At 42.0% G+C, this 26,552-nt stretch carries 25 protein-coding genes; 9 read left to right on the top strand and 16 right to left on the bottom strand.

Annotation, left to right across the window (positions count from 1 at the left end; genetic code table 11):
* Positions 1-4: 4 nt before the first annotated feature.
* Positions 5-3,823 (bottom strand): bifunctional 2',3'-cyclic-nucleotide 2'-phosphodiesterase/3'-nucleotidase, encoded by a 3,819-nt coding sequence (locus LQ188_RS05605; protein WP_230176229.1) that lies wholly within the window; start codon positions 3,821-3,823, stop codon positions 5-7.
* 453 nt (positions 3,824-4,276) lie between these two features.
* Between LQ188_RS05605 and LQ188_RS05600 the strand changes: the two genes are divergently transcribed.
* Positions 4,277-4,762 carry a DUF2798 domain-containing protein gene (locus LQ188_RS05600; protein WP_101223585.1) on the top strand — a complete coding sequence of 162 codons (486 nt, stop codon included), beginning with the start codon at positions 4,277-4,279 and terminating at the stop codon, positions 4,760-4,762.
* A 230-nt stretch (positions 4,763-4,992) separates the two neighbouring features.
* Here LQ188_RS05600 and LQ188_RS05595 read toward each other — a convergent pair whose 3' ends face one another.
* From LQ188_RS05595 to LQ188_RS05585, 3 genes are all read right to left on the bottom strand, one after another.
* Complete coding sequence (locus LQ188_RS05595) at positions 4,993-5,451, bottom strand: DinB family protein (RefSeq protein ID WP_101223586.1); 459 nt, start codon at positions 5,449-5,451, stop codon at positions 4,993-4,995.
* 40 nt (positions 5,452-5,491) lie between these two features.
* Positions 5,492-6,310: a GNAT family N-acetyltransferase gene (locus LQ188_RS05590; protein ID WP_101223587.1), complete on the bottom strand. Its 819-nt coding sequence runs from the start codon at positions 6,308-6,310 to the stop codon at positions 5,492-5,494.
* Between the two features lie 412 nt (positions 6,311-6,722).
* Complete coding sequence (locus tag LQ188_RS05585) at positions 6,723-6,887, bottom strand: YvrJ family protein (protein ID WP_081088496.1); 165 nt, start codon at positions 6,885-6,887, stop codon at positions 6,723-6,725.
* Between the two features lie 156 nt (positions 6,888-7,043).
* On the opposite strand from LQ188_RS05585, the gene LQ188_RS05580 reads away from it, so the two are divergent.
* Positions 7,044-7,667 carry a sigma-70 family RNA polymerase sigma factor gene (locus LQ188_RS05580; RefSeq protein ID WP_230176228.1) on the top strand — a complete coding sequence of 208 codons (624 nt, stop codon included), beginning with the start codon at positions 7,044-7,046 and terminating at the stop codon, positions 7,665-7,667.
* Positions 7,660-7,878 (top strand): hypothetical protein, encoded by a 219-nt coding sequence (locus LQ188_RS05575; protein ID WP_230176227.1) that lies wholly within the window; start codon positions 7,660-7,662, stop codon positions 7,876-7,878. Before LQ188_RS05580 ends, LQ188_RS05575 begins: the two co-directional genes overlap by 8 nt.
* A gap of 54 nt (positions 7,879-7,932) precedes the next feature.
* On the opposite strand, the gene LQ188_RS05570 is transcribed toward LQ188_RS05575, so the two are convergent.
* The 3 genes from LQ188_RS05570 to LQ188_RS05560 all read right to left on the bottom strand — a co-directional run bounded on the left by LQ188_RS05570 (position 7,933) and on the right by LQ188_RS05560 (position 12,015).
* Positions 7,933-10,302: a penicillin acylase family protein gene (locus LQ188_RS05570; RefSeq protein ID WP_230176226.1), complete on the bottom strand. Its 2,370-nt coding sequence runs from the start codon at positions 10,300-10,302 to the stop codon at positions 7,933-7,935.
* 237 nt (positions 10,303-10,539) lie between these two features.
* Positions 10,540-10,977 (bottom strand): hypothetical protein, encoded by a 438-nt coding sequence (locus LQ188_RS05565; RefSeq protein ID WP_230176225.1) that lies wholly within the window; start codon positions 10,975-10,977, stop codon positions 10,540-10,542.
* A gap of 174 nt (positions 10,978-11,151) precedes the next feature.
* A complete protein-coding gene (locus LQ188_RS05560; RefSeq protein WP_230176224.1) occupies positions 11,152-12,015 on the bottom strand; it encodes an STAS domain-containing protein in 864 nt (287 codons plus the stop codon).
* A gap of 146 nt (positions 12,016-12,161) precedes the next feature.
* Here LQ188_RS05560 and LQ188_RS05555 point away from each other — a divergent pair, with 146 nt between their 5' ends.
* Complete coding sequence (locus LQ188_RS05555) at positions 12,162-12,305, top strand: hypothetical protein (protein ID WP_230176223.1); 144 nt, start codon at positions 12,162-12,164, stop codon at positions 12,303-12,305.
* A 109-nt stretch (positions 12,306-12,414) separates the two neighbouring features.
* Here the strand turns inward: LQ188_RS05555 and LQ188_RS05550 are convergent, their stop codons facing one another.
* From LQ188_RS05550 to LQ188_RS05535, 4 genes are all read right to left on the bottom strand, one after another.
* Entirely contained in the window at positions 12,415-12,744 is a 330-nt protein-coding gene (locus LQ188_RS05550) for a hypothetical protein (RefSeq protein WP_101223592.1), read from the bottom strand.
* A gap of 99 nt (positions 12,745-12,843) precedes the next feature.
* On the bottom strand, positions 12,844-14,034 hold the full coding sequence (locus LQ188_RS05545) for an MFS transporter (protein WP_230176222.1): 1,191 nt from the start codon (positions 14,032-14,034) through the stop codon (positions 12,844-12,846).
* A 149-nt stretch (positions 14,035-14,183) separates the two neighbouring features.
* The gene (locus tag LQ188_RS05540; protein ID WP_230176221.1) at positions 14,184-15,506 is read right to left on the bottom strand and encodes an amino acid permease; all 1,323 of its coding nucleotides are present in this window, start codon (positions 15,504-15,506) and stop codon (positions 14,184-14,186) included.
* Between the two features lie 375 nt (positions 15,507-15,881).
* On the bottom strand, positions 15,882-16,709 hold the full coding sequence (locus LQ188_RS05535; protein WP_101223595.1) for an undecaprenyl-diphosphate phosphatase: 828 nt from the start codon (positions 16,707-16,709) through the stop codon (positions 15,882-15,884).
* Between the two features lie 147 nt (positions 16,710-16,856).
* On the opposite strand from LQ188_RS05535, the gene LQ188_RS05530 reads away from it, so the two are divergent.
* Complete coding sequence (locus LQ188_RS05530) at positions 16,857-17,606, top strand: glycerophosphodiester phosphodiesterase (protein WP_230176220.1); 750 nt, start codon at positions 16,857-16,859, stop codon at positions 17,604-17,606.
* Positions 17,607-17,666: 60 nt separating this feature from the next.
* Here the strand turns inward: LQ188_RS05530 and LQ188_RS05525 are convergent, their stop codons facing one another.
* Positions 17,667-17,870: an alpha/beta-type small acid-soluble spore protein gene (locus LQ188_RS05525; protein ID WP_057278019.1), complete on the bottom strand. Its 204-nt coding sequence runs from the start codon at positions 17,868-17,870 to the stop codon at positions 17,667-17,669.
* Positions 17,871-18,035: 165 nt separating this feature from the next.
* Here LQ188_RS05525 and LQ188_RS05520 point away from each other — a divergent pair, with 165 nt between their 5' ends.
* Positions 18,036-19,322, top strand: coding sequence for a glycoside hydrolase family 18 protein (locus LQ188_RS05520; RefSeq protein WP_101223597.1), 1,287 nt, complete (start codon positions 18,036-18,038; stop codon positions 19,320-19,322).
* A gap of 244 nt (positions 19,323-19,566) precedes the next feature.
* Positions 19,567-20,559, top strand: a complete 993-nt coding sequence (locus LQ188_RS05515) for a potassium channel family protein (RefSeq protein ID WP_230176219.1) — start codon at positions 19,567-19,569, stop codon at positions 20,557-20,559.
* On the opposite strand, the gene LQ188_RS05510 is transcribed toward LQ188_RS05515, so the two are convergent.
* From LQ188_RS05510 to LQ188_RS05500, 3 genes are all read right to left on the bottom strand, one after another.
* Complete coding sequence (locus LQ188_RS05510; protein ID WP_230176218.1) at positions 20,556-20,960, bottom strand: YugN-like family protein; 405 nt, start codon at positions 20,958-20,960, stop codon at positions 20,556-20,558. The two genes, LQ188_RS05515 and LQ188_RS05510, sit on opposite strands and share 4 nt — an antisense overlap.
* A gap of 218 nt (positions 20,961-21,178) precedes the next feature.
* Positions 21,179-22,525 carry a glucose-6-phosphate isomerase gene (locus LQ188_RS05505; RefSeq protein WP_101223600.1) on the bottom strand — a complete coding sequence of 449 codons (1,347 nt, stop codon included), beginning with the start codon at positions 22,523-22,525 and terminating at the stop codon, positions 21,179-21,181.
* A gap of 147 nt (positions 22,526-22,672) precedes the next feature.
* Positions 22,673-23,836 (bottom strand): iron-containing alcohol dehydrogenase, encoded by a 1,164-nt coding sequence (locus LQ188_RS05500; RefSeq protein WP_230176217.1) that lies wholly within the window; start codon positions 23,834-23,836, stop codon positions 22,673-22,675.
* A 202-nt stretch (positions 23,837-24,038) separates the two neighbouring features.
* Here LQ188_RS05500 and LQ188_RS05495 point away from each other — a divergent pair, with 202 nt between their 5' ends.
* Entirely contained in the window at positions 24,039-24,272 is a 234-nt protein-coding gene (locus tag LQ188_RS05495) for a DUF378 domain-containing protein (protein ID WP_063234087.1), read from the top strand.
* Between the two features lie 155 nt (positions 24,273-24,427).
* Here the strand turns inward: LQ188_RS05495 and yugI are convergent, their stop codons facing one another.
* Complete coding sequence (yugI, locus tag LQ188_RS05490) at positions 24,428-24,832, bottom strand: S1 domain-containing post-transcriptional regulator GSP13 (protein ID WP_063234086.1); 405 nt, start codon at positions 24,830-24,832, stop codon at positions 24,428-24,430.
* 350 nt (positions 24,833-25,182) lie between these two features.
* On the opposite strand from yugI, the gene LQ188_RS05485 reads away from it, so the two are divergent.
* A complete protein-coding gene (locus tag LQ188_RS05485) occupies positions 25,183-26,526 on the top strand; it encodes a sodium-dependent transporter (RefSeq protein ID WP_230176216.1) in 1,344 nt (447 codons plus the stop codon).
* Positions 26,527-26,552 lie beyond the last annotated feature (26 nt).

Below are 26,552 nucleotides of genomic sequence, written 5' to 3'. Positions count from 1 at the left end.
TCTATTAATTATTGATATTCGTAATCCTGCCTTCAATTTCAGCCGTGATCTTTCCGCCTTTAAAGGTTTCTTTTACATAGTTAACGAATGCTTCCAGGTCAGCATGTCCAAACACACGCTCTTTTCCTTTCAGGACGGTATAGTTATCACCGCCGCTTGCCATGAAATCATTGACGGCCACCGTGTATGTTTCGGTATCCTTGATAGGTGTTCCGTCCGCTTTCTCCAATAAGGTGACGCGTTCCGTGACAGGTTTACTGAAGTCGGCTGTATAGCTCAGTCCAGAAATTTGCAAGGTTTTCGGAGATCCTTCAACGATCCATTGCTGTTGAAGCAGCGTTTTCACTTCCGCTCCAGTCAGTTCCAGCTTAACCAATACGTTTCCGAACGGCTGGATTTTCGCTAAATCGGAAAAAGTGACTTCCCCCTTTGGAATATCTGCACGAATTCCGCCTGGATTCATGAAGGCAAAATCGGAATTCAAATCTGCCTTCATGGAATCGGCAATTAAATTCCCAAGGCCCGTTTCCTGCGTATACGCATCGGTTCTTAAAATTTTCTCATCCGTTGTCCCAAGCGGGGCTTTCAACTCGGGGAACATGTCTAGATAGTCGTTAATGAATTTCGTCGTCCCGGCATCAGGTGTGATGCCATCTTGTGTAACCGTGACAATCTCAGCTGACTTTTTGACAATATCCTTTGTGTTTGGATCGATTTCCAAATCCACATCTTCAAAAGCCGTTCCATAAGAGTAAGCTTGTACAATCAATTTATTATCCACATAGTTGTTGACCTTCGCATGATTATCTCCCGCTAAGATCACATCTACTTCATCATCCACTGCATTAGCAAGATCAGCCACTTCGCCTGTAATGACCCCTTCCTTTTCAGTGCCTGGGTCATGTGAGATGATCACAATCGATTTGACGCCTTTTTCTTTCAACTCATTAACTGCCTTATTTACGGCAGGTGCCTGTTCTATGAATTCTACATTCTTAATGCCATCCGGACTTACTTTTTGAGGTGTGGCATTCGTGACTACACCTATGAACCCAATATCAACCCCGCCGACCTTTTTTATGACGTAAGGGTCCAAAATCGGTTTTTTCGTGTCTTTATATACGACATTGGCAACTACATATGGAAAGTTCAATTTATCGAATACCACATCGGATGTTGGCGACTTTCCGCCATTGATTTGAGCCATCAGGGTTTCTACCCCTTTGTCGAACTCATGGTTCCCGACAGTTCCGACATCGAATTTCATATCATTCAAAAACTGAAGCGTCGGTTTGTCCTGGATTAAAGAAGAAACGGGTGCACTTGCACCTACAGCATCCCCTGCCGAAAGTAAAAGTGTATTTTCAGGGTTTTCAGCTTTACGCTGCTTCAAGTGCGCAGCTAAATAATCGGCACGCCCTTGTTTGATACCGCCAAAATCGGAAGTGGTATCAAGCTGGCCGTGAAGATCATTGATCCCGAGCAGTTGCACCTTAACGTTTTCTTTTCCCAAATTATATTTGTAAATGCCAAAGCCTTTATCATCCTTTTTGCCTGTATAGGAAATCGGGCTGTCTTCATTTAAATATTCCGCACCTTTAGGTGATGAGGTGAAAGTAACGTCCACCTTACCTGAAATCGGGGCAATCGACCAGTTATTATCAGCAGTTGGATTGATCTCACCCTCTTGTGTGATGTAATCCATCAAGATCTGGCGATTTTCATCCGCAGAGTCAACTACATATTCGCTGCCCTTGACTCCCGGGAAATTCCCCCCGCCCGAAGCACGGTAATTATTCGTCACGACAATGAATTCTTGATTCGGGTCCACTGGTTCACCATTATATTTCAAATCTGCAATCCTGCTTGAATCCGTCACTTTTATCCCTTTTTCATCATAGCGCGGAGCCTTGGTGACATCGATTTGATACGTAACGCCGTCAATCACATCAAAGTTATAAACGGCAAACTTTCCATTAAGCAGCTCCTGTTCCTCAGACTTGGCAGGATCGATTGTATTATATTTCCCGGCAGACATTTCTAGCCACTCTTTAACAACTGACCCTTTGATCTTGATTGCCTTCAAGGTATTATCGTATAAATATAAATCACCGGCGCTGCGAATGGTCAGTCCGCCTTCCTTGATTTCGGTGAATTCCTCGACTCCATTGCGACCCGCTTTGAAAGGGGCTCCTACAGAGAGAATCGGCAAGTCCTTGTATTCAGGACGGTTGCTTTGGATGTATTTTTCTACATACCATTTCTGTGCGCTCGTCACGACCTGTACGGAAGGATCGTCTTGCACAAGGGCGAAGTAACTATGAATTGGAGCTGTAGTCGTTCCAATTGGCGTGTTGACATACTTGATCGTTCCTTCGTGATCCTTCTTCACGGCTTTGACGACAGATGCATCTTCAGCCGCTTTTTTTCCTGTTATTTTATCGTTGATTGCACGTGTTGATGAATCGGAATTGACGACTTTCCATTTCCCCTTGATATTCTGGATATCAAGATCGATGATCCCGAGATTACTGCCGCCATATCCTGCTTGAACGGCTGGTACACCATTGATGGTACCCTTTTTATTATCCACGCCTTTAAGGACTTTTCCTTGGCTATCTTTGAATAGGCTGTCTAAAGAAGCCTCATCTTGTGCCGGAAAGACCTTATGCGTGTGGGAGAACGTGATGGCATCGATGCCGGATACCTTGCTTAATGAATAGATGACATCCTCGGTATTCTTGGTATCGCCATTAAATCCGGAATGCGTGAGCGCCACGATGACATCCGCGCCCTTTTTCTTCATTTCAGGTACATATTTTTTTGCAGTCGTGATGATTTCTTTTGTAATGACCTTACCTTCAAGGTTCGTTTTATCCCAATCCATGATTTGCGGAGGGGCAAATCCAATGTAGCCTATTTTTACTGATTTTTCTTTTCCATTGATGTCCTTTACTTTCTTTGTGACGATTTTATAAGGAGTATATTTATTTTTATCATTCTTTGAATCATTGTCTTTATCTTTTTTATAAACATTGGCATTGACATAAGGGAAGTTCGCATCATTGATGGCCTCTTCCAAATAAGCTAAACCATAATTGAATTCATGATTGCCGAATGTGGCCACATCATAGTCTAGCAAGTTCATCGCTTTATAGACAGGATGGACTTCACCCTTTTTCAGCGGCGCTATTTTCGCTTTGTACGTACCTAGCGGCGTCCCTTGAATAAGGTCGCCGTTATCCACTAAAACGCTATTTTTCACTTCTTTTCGTGCCTGTTTGATTAAAGAAGCCGTGCGGGAAAAGCCGACAGAGCCCGATACGGCATCCTTATAATAATCATAGCTCACCAGATTAGTGTGTATATCTGTCGTTTCCATGATCCTTAGTTCAAAAGGTGCATCCGAAACGGAGGCTGCCAGGCTGTTGCCGAAGTTACTCGTATTGCCGTTATACTTGGAGACAACCGATACTTTGATCCAATAACCCGATTTGTACGAGTTGAAGTACGCAGAGAACTTTTGGGCCGATTTAATATCCGCCTCAATGGCTGACTGTGAAATGACCTTCGTCCCATTCATTAATTGAAAGACAACGGTTTCATTTCCTTTGTTCCCTTTTTTCGGTGTGACCGTTACAGTCGCTTTGGTGCCTTTTGAGTAATTAACAGTAGGAGCTGAAATCGTAAATGGTTCAGTCTTGGCCGGTTTCTTATTAGACTCTTTGGCGGATGTCTCCCCCGGTACGGCAAATGGGGCTGTAATTAAACTCACAGCAAGAATCGGGGCGAGCATCTTATTAACATGCATTTTGAACGACATACTTCACAACCCTTCTATTTTTGTAAAATGCTAGAATAATATATCATGATTTTGTCGAATAAACGCCAAAATTTACCTTAATATTACGAATTTTGAATAAACGGTACCTTTTACCTATTTTCATTCAGTGAACACGGACCTTTTTTCCTTCAAATATATATAAAGGCTGGCCCATGCACATGAGCCAGCCTGCTTAATGAAATGCTTACTGAAGAATCCAATAAATCATCTAAACCATTGAAACAAATTAAATTCGTTACTATTCTTTATCGTTTTCTTCATCTATTAATTTTTTTCATTCGTTTTTTTTGCCAAGCCTCTATAAACTAGGTTTCATCAAAACAAAAGAGTAATTTAACGTAACTCAAAATAAAAGTCATAAAAATGTCACTTATGTAAAAATTTTTCGGCATATATAATTACATTTATGCTTAAAAGAAAGGATGTTTTTATTTGCCTAGTAATAAAAAGGAAGGCATAATCTTTGGACTTTTTATGTGTTTTGGTATGGTCCTTATTATGTCAGTTTACAACACAGCTTTACACGGCTTGTCATCGTTTACCGTAGGGGGTGCAGTAATTCAATTTGCGGTAACATTTATCGTCGCTTTTATTGCAGAGTCAATAGTTGAACCGAAGGCGCGTAAACTTGCATTATCACTGCCTTATGATAAATCGAAAGAATCCAACTTTATTATTGCAATTGCCTTTTGCATGGTCCCTGTAATGGTCCTTATTATGTCAGTATATGGGCTTATTTTAACTAGTTTAATGATGGGGATTGAGGGTTCAATCTTCATAGCTTACCTTAAAACAGTTGGTCTAAACTTTATCGTGGCGCTACCATCACAGTTACTGATTGTTGGACCAATCTCACGCTGGTTATTAACTAAATACATTAAACCAGCGACACAAAAGCCAAAATTAACAAAAGTTTGAGTGCGTAAATATTAATATATATGACAAATAAATAAAAAGGATTAAGCTAATACGCTAATCCTTTTTATTTAATATGTTATAACCTACTGCGTTAAGACGAATCATGAATTGACCTGTCCCATCCAGACCAAGGCGTTTTCCTGTGAAGCGACCATTATATCCAATATGGATTCCCTGCTTGTCCTCCTTCCATAATCCCTTTTTTTATTACCAGTTTTAAAACATAAAGACTATAAATCCCGATCTATTAAACTGGCGGATACCGGTTCGATGCCCATCTCCCTCGACCAAATGGACAGCTGGCCTATATGGTGAATTTCGTGCGCTATCAGATGGCGCAGTATCCTGCCTTTTTCGTATGTCCCCTCCATCCAAGCTGGCTGAATCATTCCATTCTCTTCTTCAATAGCATGCGAGTTCAAATATTCAATGATCTCAGAATGATAACTAGCGGATAAATCTTCGACCTTTTCGATCGTATCATAAGCTTCCAAATCGATCGCGACATCAGGCTTCCCTTGTATGGCCCTGATCCAGCTGCATTCGACATCGATAATATGGGCGAGTGTCTTCAATATATTCCCCATCCCTCCTGTGCGCTGCCGTTTCAGCTCCTCATTCGGTAAGGACCGGCACCACTTGAACCACTCATTTCGCACCTGCCAGTTATAATTGAATAAGATCAACATCCATCCCTGCCTCCTAACACTCTTTGTCGTCAAGCATCCTTCAGCCTTTGTATTGATAATAATCCTGTCTTTGAATGGTTTTGAATCCACAAGATTCATAGAGTCTTAAAGCATGCCCATTAGTCGCCTCTACCTCGAGAAAAATATCATATCCCAACTGGCATTGTTCGGCTACGACCTTTTTCAATGCCTTTCTGCCAAGTCCTTTTCCCTGGTATTTTGGCAAAATGGAAAATCCATAAATCCACGCTTCCCGGCCAGAGTGATCAACACGGATCTTACCGACTGCAAGACCACCCTTTTCAATCATCATGGTTTTCAGAGTATCCTCATAGAGGATGCGCTGATAATAATCCTTCGCCTCTTGTTTCGTAAATTGGAAACATTGAATATCCAGCTGAATTTCCGTTTCCTCATCATCCCTCCGTGAAGGGCGAACGACTGCATCACCATAATCATCAAGCTCCGTTTCGGACCATTTCATTTGAAACTCAGAAAAAGCAAACTCACAATTGAGCTGCTTCAAAAATCCTGTCCCTGAATGGGATTGAGCAGGTGAGTTCAAAAGAATCAACTTATAGTTGCGCTCTGCGGCACTCCTTATGGCCTCTTCCATCAGCTTTGTAAAAATGCCTTGCCTACGGAAATCAGGATGCACCATTCCGCACATCTCCACTTTGTTTCCAAAATCGTATAGACCTAGAAAACCAACAAGCTTCAATCCATCATAGTGAAAAAAGTCATTCTTATTCACACCATTTCGACTGCGAAGCGTTTCCCAGTTCAGCTTTAAAGTAAAACCTTCCCGTTCACATTCATGCTGCAGGATCTGAATATCTTCCAGCTGTTGACTTTTCATTTTTTCCCACCCCTTTTCCATATTATCAGTTTATTACCAAACAATAAGAAAAGCAGCACCCTTTTACTCGGATGCCGCATACTTCTATAAGTTTATTGATGAATGTTGTTTTTTTAAAAGTATTTTCACTTTAATCCATAAAACTAAAATCGTATGAGGGGAGGATTTCCTATCTAATTCCATTGACGGATGAATTATAGTAGTAAAATGATTCCAAATGACGATTATTTTTTACCTATTTTGTGCTATATTCCAAATAATGGTTTATTATTTTTTTATTTGAGTGTAAGGGAGGGGTTTAGCAAAGTCTTGATTTTCAGATAGTACCCATTTCTTTATACCCGAATTCCGGACCCTTTTTTGAATAGAATCCGAAATTCGGTGTTTATCACCTGGCACATACGCCCTGAGGTTATCGTTTTTTCGTTTTATGAGCGGACTTTTTTAAGTTCTCTACGTCCGTTGTCAGTTCTTTTAATTGTTTACCGAAGCGGAAGAGCAAAAACATAGAAACGACGAATGGATAGCCAAATTCGCTAACTAATGAAACCCACATAGTAGCATCCTCAATCATCATCCTCTTCACCCCTTTTCTTGTATCTGATATCTAAAGTGAAACTTGTTTAAAAAAATCAATCTAGCACTATTGATTCATGGAAAAAAGAACGAATGTTCGTATATAATTGATTTATTCCCCTTGTCTATCACTTTATTAATTAAAGGAGGGATAACAATGAACCATTTAACTTCTCATTTTTTTTCTCATTCATTGGAGTTTCTGCAGCAACAGTACTCATCTTTCTTTGAACAACCCATCATTCAAGTATTTTTACAGAACCCAGAGCATTTAAAGATTTTCACTGAAACTCTTGATTCCCCTTCTTCCCACAACATTTGCCATCTCAACGAGACTTTCAAAATTTTCTATTACCGGGCTAAAGTATACAAATACATGTGCTCCTTAATTTACTTTTTCTCTGTTGATTTTGATAAAAGGGCACGGAAACAGCGGGAACGCTATCGAATGGTACTTGATGCGGCACCAAGGGATACTGGCGGATTCATCGATCGAATCGGCACTATGGACGTTCAACTTGAAAAGATGGGGGAAACGAAAGAACTCGCTTCACACATAAGTGATGAAGAGATGATAAAAGCCTTGAAAAAGTTAACAGCCAAACAAAGCCTGGTTCTGACCATGATCTTTTCCTACGGCCTATCCAACAAGGAAATTGCTGCCTATTTCCATGAGTCGCCACAGAATATCTCAAGCATCCGTAAACAAGCTCTAAAAAAACTTCGAAAGCACTATATGGATGAGGTATATGTTAGAAAGGAGAAAAGCCATTGTGGATAAAAAACTGTCAAAAGAAGAATTAATGGATCTAATCGACTCTTTGAATCCTAAAATAAAAAAATCGTTAAAAAACACGAACTATCAAGACCGGAATGATCTGGAGCAAGAAATTAAACTTAAGATCATTGAATCATATGAAAAAATCGCAGCAATCGAGGCCCCAAATTTCGAGGAGTTCCTTGCAGAATTCCTTACTAGGCAAAAACAATGAAAAAGTACCAAGTCCAGAGCAAGGATGCTGGGCTTGGTACTTTTTTTCTGAATATCAGTATGATGGTTTCAATGTCAGCGTATCACCTTTTGGGTCGTCTAAAGTGGTTTTATGATAAGTACCTTCTGCCCAATCATCAAGCTGATCGTGGTACCACTCACTTTTCACGTTACCTGATTGACCAGGGCCAACAAGGTGATATCCTTGATTCATGTCGGCCAGGTCGATGACAAATCTCCAGGACCCGCCATGATTAACGGTTCCATCATCTAAAAATGCCGCCGCCTGTACGGTGACACTGCTGCCGCCTACCGGCATTCCGCCGCCGCTGTTAAATACATAATTTAATGGGGCGACACTCGAGAGCGGGTGGTTAAACCTGACCTGATGATAGTCTCCCCATTCCCAATCAGCTATATCGTCACCTTGTGATTCTCCCAGTTCCGTTAATGTCTCCTGCAGCGACTTGGCAAGCACCTGCTCAAGTCCGCCCGCCTCATCAATCCAAGGGCCTGGCTTACCGTCCAGTGCCCGCCTTAGTAGTTCATCGACGGCCGACCGCCTTCCATTAAAGAGGTTGAGGGTTTCCTCCGGTATTTCTTCCTTAAGCAGAACATCACCTATTTTTCGCATCCAGACATTAAAGATCATCGGTGCCGCTTCATCAACGGAATCAATATGATTCCATTTTTTCAGAATCGTTAGTGCCTGGTCTTCCTTTTTCCCAGATGGACCTTTCAATACCTCCACGAATTGAGGAACAAACTCCTTAGCTTGCAAATTCACTGTATCCATCTGCAGGCTTTGCATATCCTCGGCCGTAAGCTTTTTATTGGCTTTTAAAAACTCCTGTATCCTCATCTGACGGTACGGCTGTGCCCAGTTATTGCTGATGTGGTAAGGATAATCATCTGAGATGACTTTATTATTCGCTGTCGAAATGAATCCCTCTTCCGGATTCACCGTTTTTGGAAGTTCATCAAAGGGAATATAGCCTTTCCACTCAAATTCATCCGTCCAGCCAGGTACAGGCAGCATACTATCGCCTTTTTTCCTGATTGGGATTTTCCCATTCGCCTTATAGGCAATGGTCCCGTCGACTGAGGCAAAGACAAAATTCTGGGCCGGCGTTTCGAATTGCAAGAGGGCCTTTTCGAATTCTTTCCAGCTTCCCGCTTTATTCATATTCAGTACCGCTTCAAGCTCCGCAGATGGATCAAGTGCCGTCCACCTTAATGCAAGCACGGTATCTTTTCCGCTTTTCCCAGCAAACTCGGAGACAACCGGTCCATGGCGGGTAACCGTCACTTTATAGTCGAGTGTTTTACCACCCTTCACCTTTATGGGTTCGTCCAAGATTTCAGCTTTTTCCCAGTTACCTTTGTAGGAGAATTCTTTCTCGTTTTCCGGGTTTCTCCTCTCAATATACAGATCCTGTACATCCGGACCGGTATTGGTCACACCCCAAGCCACCTTTTCGTTATGACCGAGGATGATGCCCGGAATCCCGGCAAAAATAACACCGCTCACATTGACCGACGGGGCCTCCAAGTGCATTTGATACCAAACGGACGGTGTAGCTAATCCCAGATGGGGGTCATCGGCCAATAACGGCTGACCGGAATCCGTTTTCTTGCCTGAAACTACCCAGTTATTGCTGCCGTTGAATTCATAAGGAATAACGGCCCCGGCAAAACTTTTTTCAATATCCAGTTCTTCCTTGCTGATGATATATGGAGCGCTCTTTGGATAATTAGGGAATAAATCATATGCTTTTTCCTTTGGGAACGTTTGCAGCAAATACTGCCTAAACGCCTGATCTTCCCAGTTCCCACCTAAATCAAAGGCCATATATTTACCGATGGTCAGAGAATCGACGGGTGTCCACGGCTCTGGTTCGTATCCAAGCAGAGTGAACTCCGCCGGCCATTTCCCATTCTCCTTCAATTCATTGATATAAAGATTTACCCCCTCGGCAAACACATCCAAGGCATCTTTCCCGTCACTTGAATACGCTGCATAAGAGGCTTCAGCCGCCCGCCTCAACCCAAGTGTACGGAAATACTTATCGTTTTTGACGGTTTTCTCACCAATCACTTCACTCAATCTTCCTGAAGCCTGACGCCTGCTTAAATCCATTTGAAATAAACGATCCTGTGCTTGGATATACCCTTGGGCTAAATACAAATCATGTTCATTCGCTGTGTTGATATGCGGGACCCCACTTGAATCCCTCACCACCGTAACCGGTTTCAAAAGACCTGGAAGCGATATTTCCCCCTTCGTTTCCGGCAAGGATCTTGAAAGAAATACATTTGCAGCAATCAAGACAGACAGCAAAAGTATCATCATGATTCCAAAACTCCATAGCACCCGCTTTCTCCACTTCCGTTTTGGCTTTTGCTGAGGTACGGCAACTTCCATCGATTCATCTCCCTCTCTCTCCCAAAACTCTCTTTCTTTCTATTTAAGATATTCCGCGTTTCCACCCATCTTTCCTACCAACATCCTTACATTCTCTCTTTTTATTTCAGTAAGGCTGGAAAGGTTCAAGGACGAATTTTCCCTGGGCAAGGTCGAATTTCTACCGCGAAATTGCTCCGATAAACATTAAATCAAATGCAAAAACACCGATACAATGTATCGATGTGGCAGGGAATTCTAGCTATTTGCAATAATGTATTCAATGACTTTATCTGCATCGTCAGTATAAAAGAGAGCTTTATCAAAGTCATGGGCCGCCTTCGTCTCGGCTTCCATGTATTCAATCACGGAAAGGAGACCAAGTAGCCTCTTCCATTTATGAGTTTTCTCGAGAAGTTTTCTTTCCTTTTTTATATCCTCTGGTATGAATTCATTAATGATAAAACATGGGTCGGAAAATGAGGGGTCCCGAAAACGCTCGTTCAAGGCTCGCAATTTATCCCGATCCCATTCGACCCTTACCAAGTCCGATATGACCGAGACATTTTGGACCGAGTCGAGGATGCGTTTGGACAAAATATCATATTCTTCGTCCTCCAACCCTTTATCCGTCATGATTCCTACACAATACCATTTTTCGTTATGATCAGGTTCTTCATTTTTCTTAAAAAACACTCTTCGTCCACCTTCCTTACACGCTTTACATTATTCACTTTACTTAAATGAAAATCAACATGCCCTTACGCCATTAACTATATCATGAAGAAATATCGATGGACGATAAAGTATGAAAGCTTCCTGGGAACTACATGACATAGAAAAAAGATACCCTAAAATAGGATACCTCCATCATACTGGCTGAAGAGCCAGCCCTCTTTGTTTAAACAGATATTCCAGTGCCTGCCTGAATGATAGGAAGGCTTTTACCTGATTTGCGAAATCAAGTTTGACGATCTCTTTCACGGCATCAGGGGCAAAGCCGACAAACATCGTTTCCGTACCCATCAACGCCAGTGCCCCCACTAATTGATCCAACAGGGAGAGCATATTGCTTTCCTTCGTAAAGTTAATTCCGGAGAAATCCATGATCAGTACTTCCGCATGCAGATCTGCACATTTTTGCAGTACCGTCGATTGCATCGACTCCATTCTCCAATCGTCAATTCGTCCGATCAACGGTAGGAGCAGCACATCCTTTAATACGGTCTGAACGATCGGGGTGGACAATTCTTCCATGACTTCTTGGTTTTCTTTTATCTTCTGCAAAGAATCGTTTGCCATTTTCGCCATTTCTTTATAATGATTCACGTAACTGATACTCACACAGTGTATGAACTGGTCCAGGATTGCATCAATTATCGAGCTTGCCTTTAGCAGAATTTCAATCGAGTAATAGCGATTGCTTACTTCTTCTTCAATGAAACTCCAGAAAAGGTTACGCACAAGCTGAGCTTCCTCAATATTCTTATCTAAAGGAATCCCCATATCCACGATGCGCTTACCTATTTCCATACCCGTTATTTTCATACTTTCCATTGCCTGTGCCTTTCCATGAATCAAGGCATCAGCATGAATTTGAATAAGCTTTGACCGTACCTCTTTACTGGTTTCAAAATCATAGAGCGGTTCCTCTTCTTCAAACAACTCGATATGCTCCACTAAGATATATTTAAATTTTTCAATTTTTTCACCGATCATTCTTAATTCTTCCATGTAGACCTCCCATACAGGGCTTTTATCACATTTTATCAAATAATGAATGGTTAAGGATATAACATCCTTCTATTACCAATATGATAATAGACGTTTACCCTTTTCTTTATAAGGGTATTATGCTATATGACATTGGAGGGATTATCATGAAAAAAGATCAACAAGACTTCGAATCTGAAAACATGAGCGATTTAGTAGAACTCATAAACAGTAAAAATAACAGCCGCAGAATCTTGGATGTACTACGGCGTAATAAAAAGGCTAAAAGTAAAAGCACAGATAAAAAATGAAAAAACCCAGTCCAAAATGGTCTGGGTTTTTTCATTGGATAAAATAAAAGTGCTGAGTTTGTTGTATTAAGCAATCTCAGCTCTCCCGTCATTAACTATTGAAAAGCCACTACCTTTTTCTCCGGATTTCCTTCACATGGTTTCCTTCAGTGGTAATATAGACTGTTTCATCAATTTTGTATGTTAAATAACGGTCACAATCAATTTCCAACGTTTTCCCATTGCTGAATTTCATTGCGCAATTGGATCCCTCTTCGGTTTCCGTAACATCAATGACTTCGTTCGTCTTAAAACCGACTGCCTTGCCATCGGAGAAATGAGGATAGTATTTTTCAACAATCTCCACCTTTTCCAATCTGCCCGGACTTGTTAAGTATACAACGAATAATATAATTAAAACGGCTATTAACCCAATGAGAATTACTGCTTTTCGATTCACTCTATCTATTACCCTCTTCTCTTATCAATCTATTATTCAATATCCATTTTCACTAGATTATATTCAGCATTCCGGAAAAACATGATAGAAAAGATCATTTTATTTAACGATTCTCTTTTCAACCATCACCACACAAGCGGCAGCCAGGATGATCAGGATCGAGACAGCCGAGATGACCCCTCCCCAGCCGAACTTCATCAGGAATATACCGCCTGATGCCCCCACTATACTTGATCCCGCATAGTAAAACAGGAGATATAAAGCGGATGCTTGTGCCTTTTCACTCTTATCAGCCAAGCTTCCGACCCAGCTGCTCGCAATTGAATGTGCTCCAAAAAAGCCAAATGTAAACAGTGCAAGCCCCATTATTTTCAGCAAAAGCGGATCCAATAGGGTTAAAAGGGCGCCCATCAGCATAATAGCGATTCCGGTAAGAAGTACAATCCTTCGAGTATATTGATCGGCGAGCTTTCCCATCCATGTTGAACTAAATGTCCCCACAAGATAGATTATGAAAATGAAGCCAATCAATGTTTGTGATAAATGATATGGCGGTCCCATTAAAGGTATACCCACAAAGTTATAAACAGTAACGAACGAGCCCATTAATAGGAAGGCCATGCCGAATAAGAGTACTAGTCCGCTATTCCTTAAGTTATTGATCAGGGAGGTTTTGATTCTCGACAAAGAGACTCCTGCGCGGACGGCATGCTGTGAAGGCGGAAGCATCCACCAAAAGGCCAGACTGATGATCAAACTTAAAGCCCCAAGGCTTCCAATCGCTATGTTCCACGAGAAATGGTCGGTCAGCACGCCGACAATCAGCCTGCCAGCCAATCCCCCGATACTCGAACCGCTCACATAGATTCCCATCACATAGCCAAGGCTTTTCGGATGAAATTCTTCATTGATATAGGCCATCGCAATTGCCGGGAAACCTGCAAGCACGGCTCCTTGAATCGCCCGTATAGCAATTAGGATGTATAGATCATCCTGGATGAAGCTGACACATATGGATAACAATGCAGACAAGGTGAGCGCCGTCCCCATTATTTTTTTCCTATCGATATTTTCTGAGAAAAAAGAAACAAGCAATAAACAGAGTGCAAGCGTTCCAGTTGCGAAAGATAATGTAAGGCTTGCCATTGCAGGAGAGACTCCGAATTGCTTTGCGAAAACCGGAATGACCGGTTGGGTACTATACAGATCCGCAAACGTTACAAAGCTACCAAGAAATAAAGCCAAGATTGTTTTCCTGAATGATTTACCAGCAGGCTCGATATAATTCACTTTTGTTCAGACCCTTCACTATTTAACTTCCCCCCTATGTTAATACGAACTTCCCGAGTTGTCTATTTCACCACTTTTGTCCAACGGGAAAATTTCATTCCAGCAACTTATAAAAAAAACCTCCACTGCACGCAGTGAAGGGTTTTTCATTAATATGAACGTTTACCATCCCGCTCACTTTTCTTAAGGAGCCAATACACTGGCATACCTATAATGAGGATGATCACAGAGTACAGGGCATTTAAAGGTGTTTGGATTAATGTGCTTAAAACAATGTATATTGCGCCAGCAATCGCCACGATGGGGATGAATGGGTAAAACGGCACTTTATACGTTTTTGCATCCGGATCTTTCCTGCGTAAGATGAAGACCGCAAAGAAAGCTAATCCATAAAAACAGAAGACAGAGAATACGGCCATATTGGTAAGTTTGTCAGGGTCTGTTGCAACCATCATGATGATTGCAATGATCACTTGCAATACCGTCGCATTTATAGGCGTTTTGAACTTGGGCGATATTTTTCCGATTTGTTTATGGCCTGGCATCATTTTATCAGTCGCCATCGCCAAGGTAATGCGTGGAAAGGTCAAAAGCTTTCCGTTCAAGCAACCGAAGATTGAAATCGCAATTCCGATCGATATCAATTTCCCGCCAAATTCACCGAATAAAAGCGTTGCCGCAACATTCGCTGCATTCGTACCATGCGCTATGACTCCCTCCGCCCCCAATACAGAAAGCATGGCAAGATTCACACCCAAGTAAGCGACCATGACCACGACCAATCCCGTTATGATTGCCCGCGGCAGCGTTTTCTGCGGATTTTTCATTTCCCCTGCCATGAAGCCGACATTCATCCAGCCATCATACGCCCAGAGCGTAGCCAAAATCGCACCGGCCATACTGATTTTCATTGAACTTTCACTATCGACATTGAATACAGGCATATCACCTTGTGCGATACCGAACACCGCTATGAAAATAATTGGGATCAATTTAGCAACGGTTGATAAGGTTTGGATGATACCGCCGTATTTTGTACCCAGCAAGTTCATGCCTGCTATGAATACGATCGTAAGAATCCCTATCGCCAAAGAGTAGCTTGAAGCGATCTTAAATATTCCTGCAACTAATAACCCGAAGTATAAACTGAGTGCGCCCATGACTGCAGGTCCGTATACCAATGTCTGAACCCAGCCGCATAGGAATCCCCATGCTTTACCGTACACTTCTTCCATATAGACATATAAGCCGCCCGTTTTAGGAATCCGTGTACTCACTTCTGCAATCGTCAACCCGCTTGCAAGGGTAATCAGACCGCCTATCAGCCAAGCTAACAAAGCCATGGTTGAATTACCGCTTAACTCAAGCACGTCACCAGGTCTCATGAAAATACCAGAACCGATAACTGTTCCAACTACAATAGATGTTCCAACCCAAAAGCCAATCGTTTTCTTCAATTGGTCATTTCTCATGTTGTCCTCCCCAGGTGTACACATGTACTTTATTTATACTAAAATTATATCATATAAATTATACGGAAATAGTTTATGTAATCATTTGAATATTACAAAAAATACCCAAACACGTTGGTACCATTACGCTCAGGGAGCTTTATTACATTTATATTTTTTTTACTAATTATGTCTGGAACTACACTAAAAACCGAATATTTTTTTATTATAAAAGGAATTATTGATATTAAACTCAATAATAACGAATTAAAAACTCAAAAACCCAATTATCATTCGTCATGAATTTCATGGGAATCCTGCCTATTTTCGGACACAAAAAAAAACCACCCCGCATCGACGGGGTGGTCACTCTCCTCTTTCAAGCTTCATTTCGTATTACCAAATAATGAATAGAAGCACAACCGCCAAGACTATCCGGTAAATGGCAAAAGGAGTCAATTTAACTTTATTGATTAAAATCAAGAAAAAGCGGATACAGAATAATGCAAAGATAAATGCACTGATGAAACCTGCAATAAAGAACGGCAGAACTTCAGGTGTGAAGCTTTCCCAGTATTTCACGATTTTCAACAAGCTGGCACCAGCCATGATCGGCACTGCCATGATGAATGTGAAATCGGAAGCCGCCCGATAGCTCATACCCAAAAGCACTCCACCTGAAATGGTCGAGCCTGAACGTGAGAATCCCGGCCATAGTGACAAACATTGAATTAACCCTACACCAAAGGCCTGTTTATAAGTGATTTGGTCAACAGTCTCTGCAGTCAGCTTTGGACGGAATTTATCCGCAGCAATCATCAAAAATGCGCCTAAGAACAATCCGACGATAACCGTCTTCATCGTAAATAAATGATCATCAATATAATCTTCGAATAATAGACCTAAAACGCCCGCCGGCAACAATCCGACAATGATCTGCAATAGGTTAAGCTTTTGGCCGTTCACAGCCGATGTGCCTTTCAGCTTCCTTAAACCAAGCAAGTCCATGAATCGTCCCCAGAAGAGCACGACAACGGCGAGTATCGAACCAAGCTGGATAACCACCTTGAAGGCATTGGCCACTTCACTCCCGAAAAGTTCTTTCGAATTCAGCCATAAATCATCAACGATAATCATATGCCCTGTAGACGATACAGGAGCAAATTCAGTTAATCCTTCTACAAGACCAAGGATAACTGCAACAAAAATTTCCCACATATTCATTTTATTCACCTCATAATTCGAACACCTATTTATGGAAATATCATATGTATTTTACTCGTTGTTTAAAATATTGTCTATTAAACATTGCTGAAACAATTCAAGCGTACATGTATGATAGGGTTCAAGATAAAGTTTAAAGGGGAAGTGATGATTTTGCAAAACATATTGATTTTCGCCCATAGAGGGTCCAAGGGTACGCATCCTGAAAATACCATGGCAGCATTTCAAAAGGCGGCAGAAATCGGGGCAGAGGGGATCGAGTTCGATGTCCACCTCAGTTCTGACGGGGAATTGGTCATCATCCATGACGAAACACTTGATCGAACGACCACCCTTACAGGTTATGTACAAGATCATTCGGCACAAAAACTGAAAACGGCTGACGCCGGGAGTAAATTTTCCAATGAATTCCTTGGGGAGCGGATTCCTTTTTTAATGGACGTTTTCGACTGGGCTATGGGAAATGCTTTATTGATGAATATCGAAATCAAAACGGATAAACTCGCTTACAAAGGAATTGAACAGAAGATCATTGATTTAATTCGTCAATATGGAATGGAAAATCGGGTGATCCTCTCTTCCTTCAACCATCAATCCATTGAAAAAGTGAAGATGCTTGCCCCAGATCTTGAACGTGCATTATTGTTCGAGGGACTACCTGAAAACTTCGAAGAAATCTTACGTGATAAAAAAGAGTCGGGTTTTCATCCAGATAAAAACAGCCTGACTCCAGCAGTTAATGAAAAAGCGAAAAAACTTGGATATAAAATCCGGCCTTGGGTCGCCAATGATGAAGCCGACATCGTCAGGCTCGCAGAGTTGGGTGTCGACGTTATCATGACCGATTTCCCTGAAAGGGCAATCAAGATTTTAAAGGCAAGGCAGGCAACTAGCTGAACAATGCGAAAGAGAAGGAGCGATGCTCCTTCTCTTTCTAATCCATTTTTATTCAGTTAATTAACGAGAATATCCGCCTAATTGTTGCTCAGCCATTTGCACTAAACGTTTTGTGATTTCCCCACCAACAGATCCGTTAGCGCGAGAAGTAGTGTCAGCACCTAGGTTTACACCAAATTCACTAGCGATTTCATTTTTCATTTGTTGTAGAGCTTGCTCTGCACCAGCTACTACTAGTTGATTGCTGTTATTGTTGTTTGCCATGTGTTTTCACCTCCTACTAATATTAATTAGCATTTTAGGCTTAAATTATTATTGCCAATTTATTGTATTTTTTCATCTGTGTTTCTCACAATCCTTAGCTCTTTATCATGAATTCCATTTTATGCTCATAAACTGTTAGGAAACTTTCAGTAGGAGGGAAAAGAATTGCAAATACATGTGGTTAGGCCAGGCCAGACGTTATATGGCATCGCCCAGACATACAGCGTAACCGTTGACAGGCTCGTTGAATCAAATAAGATCCCTAACCCAAATAATCTTGTTTCGGGGCAGGCCCTTGTCATTCCAATCGTCGGCAGTTATTATTTCGTTCAACCGGGTGATAGTCTTTATTCCATTTCCCAAAGGGTTGATGTCCCTGTTCAAGAATTGGCAAATATAAATGGCATTTCCGAAAATCAAATCCTATCCGTTGGATACCGGCTCTATATTCCAGCTCGGAGGAAAAGGACCGCCGAATTCAACGGCTATGTCGAGCCAAGGGGTACGACGGTTGCACCGGCCCTTGAGACGGCCGCCAGGGAAGCAGCACCCTATTTAACCTACTTAGCCCCTTTTAGCTTCCAGGCGCTACGAGACGGCTCCTTAAAAGAGCCATTGCTCAATGAATTCCCTGCCATCGCCAGGGAAAATAAAAATGTCCTGATGATGGTGATCACGAATCAGGAGAATGACCAATTCAGCGATGAGCTCGGGCGAATCATCTTAACGAATACTTCCGTTCAGAATAAGTTCCTGAACAATATCGTTACAACGGCAAAGAAATATGGTTTCCGCGATATCCACTTTGACTTTGAGTATTTACGCCCAGCCGACAGAGAAGCCTATAATCAATTTCTCCGAAAAGCCAGGGATCGCTTCAAGAAGGAAGGATGGTTCATTTCCACGGCACTGGCCCCTAAAACAAGTGCTGAGCAAAAAGGCCGTTGGTATGAGGCCCATGACTATAAAGCACATGGTGAAATCGTCGACTTCGTCATCATCATGACATATGAATGGGGATATAGCGGCGGACCCCCAATGGCAGTGTCACCAATTGGACCTGTTCGGGATGTTCTCGAATATGCCGTCACCGATATTCCTTCCAACAAGATCATGATGGGGCAAAATCTATATGGCTATGATTGGACCCTGCCTTTTGTACAGGGATCCACTGCAAGGGCCGTGAGTCCGCAGCAAGCCATCCAGATTGCGGCGGACAATGATGTTTCCATCGAGTATGATGAAACCGCACAGGCCCCGCACTTCAATTATACCGATATTGAGGATAGGAAGCATGAGGTGTGGTTTGAAGATGCCAGATCGATTCAGGCAAAATTCGATTTACTCAAAGAATTGAACTTAAGGGGAATGAGTTATTGGAAGCTCGGCTTAGCCTTCCCCCAAAACTGGCTGCTCATCAGTGATAACTTCAACGTACGGAGAAGGGTTTAAGAAAAGATAAAGGAATACCGAAGCTCAAACGGGCATATAATCAATCATCGAGCATGAAGTCCATTCAGGATACGTGACTCAGCACCAAAAGCCTTCCGACATCTTCCGGAGGGCTTTTATCATTTACTATAATTCGATAGGCAAGATGCCGATATTCATCATTCAAAGTTTGTCTGTCCGGACCCTTATGAGCCAAGCCTTTTTTGACCATACTATAAGGAACAGCTCAAAGGGTGTGAAAAAAATGATTCGAATCGGTCCATACATCAGCACCGTTCCCAGATTTCCGCGTTTCATCAGATTGCTTTCCATCATCGCATTATTTTTACTATCATTCGGGGTCTTGATCCACATTGTGGAGCCGAAGAGATTCCCCACCTTACTTGATGGCATCTGGTGGGCAATCGTGACGATGTCAACGGTCGGCTATGGAGATTTCACTCCCGTGACCAATCTTGGCAAAATCATTGGGATGGTCCTCATTTTGTCAGGGGCCGGCCTGATTACTTCTTATTTTGCGTACATCGCTAAAATTTCCATATCCAATGAACAGCAATTTCTAACAGGAAAGAAAGTATTCGGCGGCGGCGGACATATTATCATTGTGGGCTGGAATGGCCGTTCCAAGAGAATCATCCAAAACATTCATGATCGTAAGCACCATCAATCCATTGTCCTTATCGATGATACACTGCAAAAGCACCCGCTTCCAAGGACGAATATCCACTTTATCCAAGGAAAAGCTACATTGGATTCCGTTTTGCAGAAAGCCAATATTAAACAAGCCATTCGCGTCCTTATTACGGCTGACCTTAAGCAAGACGAGCTGCAAACGGATATGTTCTCGATTTTAACGTTACTGGCCGTCAAAGGGCTGAATCCGCATGTGTATTGTCTTGTGGAAATATTGACGCATGAACAAAAGGAAAATGCTTTACGGGCTGGAGCGGACGGGATAGTCGAAACGAATAAATTCGCGAGTGAATATATGCAGGATTGCTTATCGAAGGGGATCATAACGGAAGCCAGAGAACAAAATGAGCGGGATGGATTGAGCCTCAAACAGCTGCCCATCCAGGATGACTGGGTGGAATTGACGTTTAAACAGCTGAACGTTAAGCTATTCGATCAAGACATTTTATTGGTCGGCATCATTTCAGGAGGCAAGACCTTAATCAAGCCCCCCGGAGATGTAATCATACATCGTGATGACACTCTAATCATCATTGATGATTAATGTAATAAAAGCTTTTCCAAATCCCGGACAAGCGTCTTTCCTAATGAGATATAGTTTTCCGGAAATTCGGCATCCGGATTTTCAGGCTCGGCAAATTGATTGAAGGAAGCGGAGAGGTTTCCGATATTTCCTTCATCATCAATCCCGTCCTCGTACTTATGAGATAACAAAAACGGCTGTAAGAGTTTGACCATTACCCCGTCCTGATCGAGTGAACCATCAACAGCCTTGAAAGGGACTCTCAAGAATTGGTAGCCATCACTGTCATCAATCTTATAATCAAAAGACCCGTGGTCATAATCCCATCCTCCGCCAATCGCATATCCTTCCGGTTTTAACTTCGTCTCCAGATCGAACAAACCGAATGTTTTCCCTTCCAATTGAGAAGAAATTTTAATCATTGTATAAAACCTCTTTCGCTAATTTTCTATTAGCTTAACCAAAGTGCCATAAAAAAAACCTGGCCTTATTGTTCCTTCAATTGGAAAAAGGAATGGGCGTTCCAAGCAATCCTTACGCTTTTGTGAAGTTTCCTTCTCTTCACCTGACACTGCTTTTGCTTTTCAAACAGAGAAAAAGGCATCATGCTGGATGTATTTCCAGCTTGATGCCTTTTTTATTATAAGCGCTGTTCGAGCTCAGCTTTTTTCTTTTCATAACCAGGCTTGCCTAAAAGAGCAAACATGTTCACCTTATAGGCTTCCACTCCAGGCTGATCAAATGGATTTACACCCAATAAGTATCCGCTCATCGCACAAGCTTTCTCGAAGAAATATACAAGGTAGCCAAAAGTATAAGCATCGAGTTGCGGAACCGTTACGATCAGGTTTGGAACGCCACCGTCCGTATGGGCTAACAGCGTACCCTCAAATGCTTTATTATTCACGAATTGCACCGACTCACCTGTAAGGTAATTCAGGCCATCCAAATCATTTTCCGCTTCTTCAATCAAGATTTCATGACGGGCCTTCTCCACTTTGATGACTGTTTCAAAAAGGTCACGCCGTCCTTCCTGAACATACTGCCCTAATGAATGCAGGTCAGTCGAAAAGTTGGCCGATGAAGGGAATATCCCTTTTTGATCCTTTCCTTCACTTTCTCCAAATAATTGTTTCCACCACTCAGAGAAGTATTGAAGTCCAGGCTCATAGTTTATCAGCATTTCAATCGTTTTCCCTTTATTGTAAAGGATATTCCGAACCGCCGCATATTGGTATGCCTGATTCTCACCTAGCTCGGAAGAACTGAAGTCCGTCCTGGCACGCTCGGCTCCCTCCATGATTTGATCGATATCCGCCCCGCTGACCGCAATCGGAAGCAGTCCTACAGCCGTTAAGACCGAGTAACGTCCGCCAACATCATCAGGAATGACGAAAGTTTGGAAACCTTCCTCCGTTGCTACCGTTTTTAATGCGCCCTTTTCTTTATCAGTGGTCGCATAAATGCGGCTCTTAGCTTCTTCAACACCGTATTTTTGCTCCAGCAGTTTCCGGAAAATCCTGAATGCCAGTGCAGGCTCCGTGGTCGTACCGGATTTAGAGATGACATTGATCGAGAAATCCCTATTTTCCAATAGGTCCATTACGTCCTGCATATATGTAGAGCTTATATTATTACCCACAAATAAAATTTGCGGTGCATTTCTTTTATCCGACGGTAAAATGTTATAAAAACTATGTTGAAGCATCTCAACTGCCGCTCGTGCTCCCAGGTATGATCCGCCGATACCGATAACCAGCAACACATCTGAATCTTCTTTTATTTTCGCTGCCGCTTCCTTGATCCTTGAAAACTCTTCTTTATCATAATTGGCGGGTAAATCAAGCCAGCCAAGATATTCATTGCCTGCCCCTGTCTGCTCATGCAGGGAATGGTGTGCCACTTTTACAGCATCCTGTAAATAGGTAATCTCATGCTCCCCGAAAAACGGCAGGGCTTTTGAATAATCGAAACGAATATGGGCCATTCAAATTCCTCCTTGGATTCTTTAGTTTCCCTTTCACTTTATCTGATGTAATTCTCATAATCAAGAAATCGATCAAGTAAATAACGAATTATGACTATAAAGTAATCTCCCACCTGACAAGGCGGGAGAAAGGATCATATCACTTTTTTATAATGAAGCCCGTAAAATGGCAAGGACATCTTCACGGTTCAGGACTTTGAATCGTCCAAACTCCCCTCTGTTCATCGCTTTATCAGCCATGACTTCCAATTGTGAGTCATCGATGCCATAGTCCGAAAGATTGGTCGGTGCCCCTAAGCTGCTCCAAAATGCCCTAAGTCTTTCAATGCCTTCAAGGGCCGCTTCCTCATCCGTTTTACCTTCCGGATCTACATGGAAAACACGGACTGCAACTTGTTTAAAGCGTGCGACATTTTCATGGAGCACATGCTTCATCCAATTAGGGAATAAGATGGCCAATCCTCCTGCATGCGGGATGTCATAAACAGCTGAAACGGCATGTTCAATGTTATGCGTTGCCCAATCACCGCTGTAACCAACCCCAAGCGACCCATTCAAGGCTAGATTTCCAGCATATAGGATAGTGGCCCGGTGCTCGTAATCTTCCAGGTTTTCCAATAACTTAGGGGCGGTTTCAATCACCGTCGATAACAGCGATTCACAAAAACGGTCTTGAAGCGGCGCATGCGTTTCCGGATGGAAGTACGTTTCGAATACATGTGACATCATATCGACCATTCCGTATACCGTTTGATCTTTCGGTACCGAAAAAGTGTTTTCAGGATCCAAAATGGAGAATTGCGGAAATACCAACGGACTTCCCCATCCATATTTCTCTTTCGTTTCCCAGTTTGTTATGACAGATCCGGAATTCGCTTCAGAGCCGGTTGCAGCTAAAGTCAGTACCGTTCCGAATGGAAGGGCCTCTTCGACTGGTGCCTTCTTGATGACAAGATCCCATGGATCTCCCTCATATTTAGCACCTGCAACGATGGCCTTTGTAGCGTCTATGACGCTTCCTCCTCCAACGGCAAGGACAAATTCGATACCATATTCTTTACAAAGGTCAACACCTTTACGGACTGTTGAGATGCGTGGATTCGGTTCAACTCCGGAAAGTTCGTGCACCTCTGCATCGATTTCTTTCAAGACATTGACCACTTTTTGATATAAGCCATTTTTCTTTATGCTTCCCCCGCCATATACAAGTAGAACTTTATCGCCATACGCAGGAATTTCAGCTTTAAGGCTTTCAAGCTGACCTTTCCCGAAGATTACTTTAGTAGGATTTTTATAAGTGAAATTCTCCAATGGATATCTCTCCTTTATGACACATTGACTCCTTTTTTGAATTGTCGACAGTGCCAAGTGCTAGTTTTTCTTTTATTCATTATGACCAATGTTCCATTTAAATACAAAATATCCGCCCGGAACTTTTGAGTAGATGTATATTTACATGATGGAAAAGCATGATAAGTAAAGAACTGATTTTTTCAAAAAAGGAGGCTGTACAATGAGTGGAATACAAAGAACTGCACTTGTTCTTACAATAATTGGGGCAATCAACTGGGGTTTAATAGGTTTTTTCCAATTTGACTTAGTCGCTTCGATTTTCGGAGGGCAAGATGCTGGATTGGCCCGTATCGTTTATGGATTGGTTGGAATTGCCGGTCTCATTAATCTTGGTCTTCTCTTCAAACCAAGTCCTGAAATTTCCAGAGAGCCTGAAACCAAACCGACTCGTTGAGATCATGACAATGGACAATGTCTCTGTTCGATAAAATAAAGCCGGACCATGGATAAACTCATGACCCGGCTTTATTTCATTCATATGCCCTGCTACCAGCCATGACAATGGACAAAAAAACCGGCTGATCTAAGGATCGGCCGGTTCAAAAAAAATTATTTTTTGATTAAGTCTTCGCGTTGAGATTGTTCAATCCACTCTTGAAGTTTGTCTTTCAATGTGTTGAAACCTTCAGTAGATTCGATGTGAGATGTCGCTTTAACAGATGCTTGGCGTTTTTTCGGAGCTTTTTTCGGAGCTTCAGTACGCTCAGGAGCTTCTTCTGTAGCGCGGATCGATAAGCCGATTTTTCCAGCAGCTGAATCGATGGAAAGTACTTTAACTTTCACTTCATCGCCCACTTTTAAATGTTCGTTGATATCTTTAACGAAGCCGTGAGTAATTTCAGAAATATGAACTAAACCTTGAGTTGAATCGTCTAGAGCAACAAATGCACCGTATGGTTGAATACCAGTTACTTTACCAGCAACTACCGCACCAATTTCGAATTTTTCAGACATGGTAACACTCCTATTTTATATATATTTTTTCGTCTTTTCACGCAATAAAAAATTATATCACATAATTGGAAAATAATCAAAGTTAAGTATACCATACTTTTTAGGATTTTACTCATTAAAAATGTTTGTTTTTTGGAAATAATAAATATTATAAGATCTTTATTTATAACTTATCCTAATAATTTGCAAATAACCTCTATTTCCCTTAATTTATTTACTCATTTTTCTAAAGATTGTAATATTAAAACACTATTCAATTCCGCATAATCATAGTAAGATGAGAAAATGTTTTAAAAATTTAGTAATATGCAGCTAGATATTTTTTTTACATCTAAAGGAGATTTTCCATCATGTCAAAACAAGATCAATGGACTTCAAAACTCGGGTTCATCCTGGCAGCCGCGGGATCCGCTATTGGATTGGGCGCCATTTGGAAGCTCCCATATATGACTGGGCTAAATGGAGGAGGGGTCTTTTTCCTGCTCTTCATTTTATTCACCCTGCTTATCGGTGCACCGATATTAATAGCGGAATTCACGATTGGCCGCAATGCACAGAAAGATGCCATTAGCGCATATAAACATATCGCCCCGGGGAAGCCTTGGGCATTGATCGGATATGGCGGTGTCGTCGCTTCCATCATTCTGCTTTCCTTCTTCAGTGTTGTTGGAGGCTGGATCATCTCTTATTTAGCGAGAAGCTTTACAGGTTCCCTCTCAAACTTGACTCAAGAAGAATATGGAAACTTCTTCAATAAGATAATCAGTAATCCTTATGAAACGGTCATCGCTCAGTTATTATTCATGGTCTTTACCATTTGGGTCGTGCAAGGCGGCGTTTCCAAGGGAATTGAAAAAGCGAATAAATATATGATGCCTTCCTTGTTCATCCTTTTCATCATTCTTCTTATCCGTTCCTTGACTCTGGATGGAGCGATGGAGGGTGTTAAATTCTTCTTGAAGCCGGACTTTTCCGCATTAACAGGGGAAACGATCCTATTGGCAATGGGCCAATCCTTCTTTGCACTAAGTGTCGGTGTTTCCGTGATGGTAACCTACGCGTCCTATTTAAGCAAAAAAGAAGATATTACAAAATCGGCCTTTTCGGTAGTTGGACTGAATATCTTCATTTCCTTGCTGGCTGGTTTGGTCATCTTCCCGGCTGTTTTTGCACTAGGCTTCAGCCCTTCGAGCGGGCCTGGACTGGTATTTGTCGTGTTGCCAGCCGTTTTCAATGAAATGGCTCTTGGTGGGATCTTCATGTTCATTTTCTTCATATTATTATTATTTGCCACCCTTACGACGGCATTCTCCATTCTCGAAATCGTCGTTGCCGCCATGATAAAGGGTGATGCTGCAAAGCGTAAGAAGGCTTCTTGGATAGCTGGTATCACAGTCTTCTTAATTGGGATTCCAAGCGCATTATCATTCGGGGTGCTTTCGGATGTGAAGATTTTCAATTTATCCATATTTGATTTCGCTGATTATCTGACAAGCAATATCGCGCTGCCAGTCGGCGCCTTGTTCATATCCCTTTTCATCGGCTATCAAATGAAAAGGATCGAGGTACAAAAGGAGTTCGAATCAGGCGCTGATTCCGGACGATCACTTTTTAAACTTTGGTACTTCCTGATTCGCTACATCGTGCCGATCATGATCATACTCGTATTCCTTAAGTCAACTAATCTCATTTAACATTCAACATGCCGTTTCGATATTTA

Source organism: Peribacillus sp. Bi134 (genome assembly GCF_918698065.1).
Lineage (GTDB): Bacteria > Bacillota > Bacilli > Bacillales > DSM-1321 > Peribacillus.
Note: the sequence above shows the minus strand (reverse complement) of the source record. Positions and strands in the feature narration are given on the sequence as shown.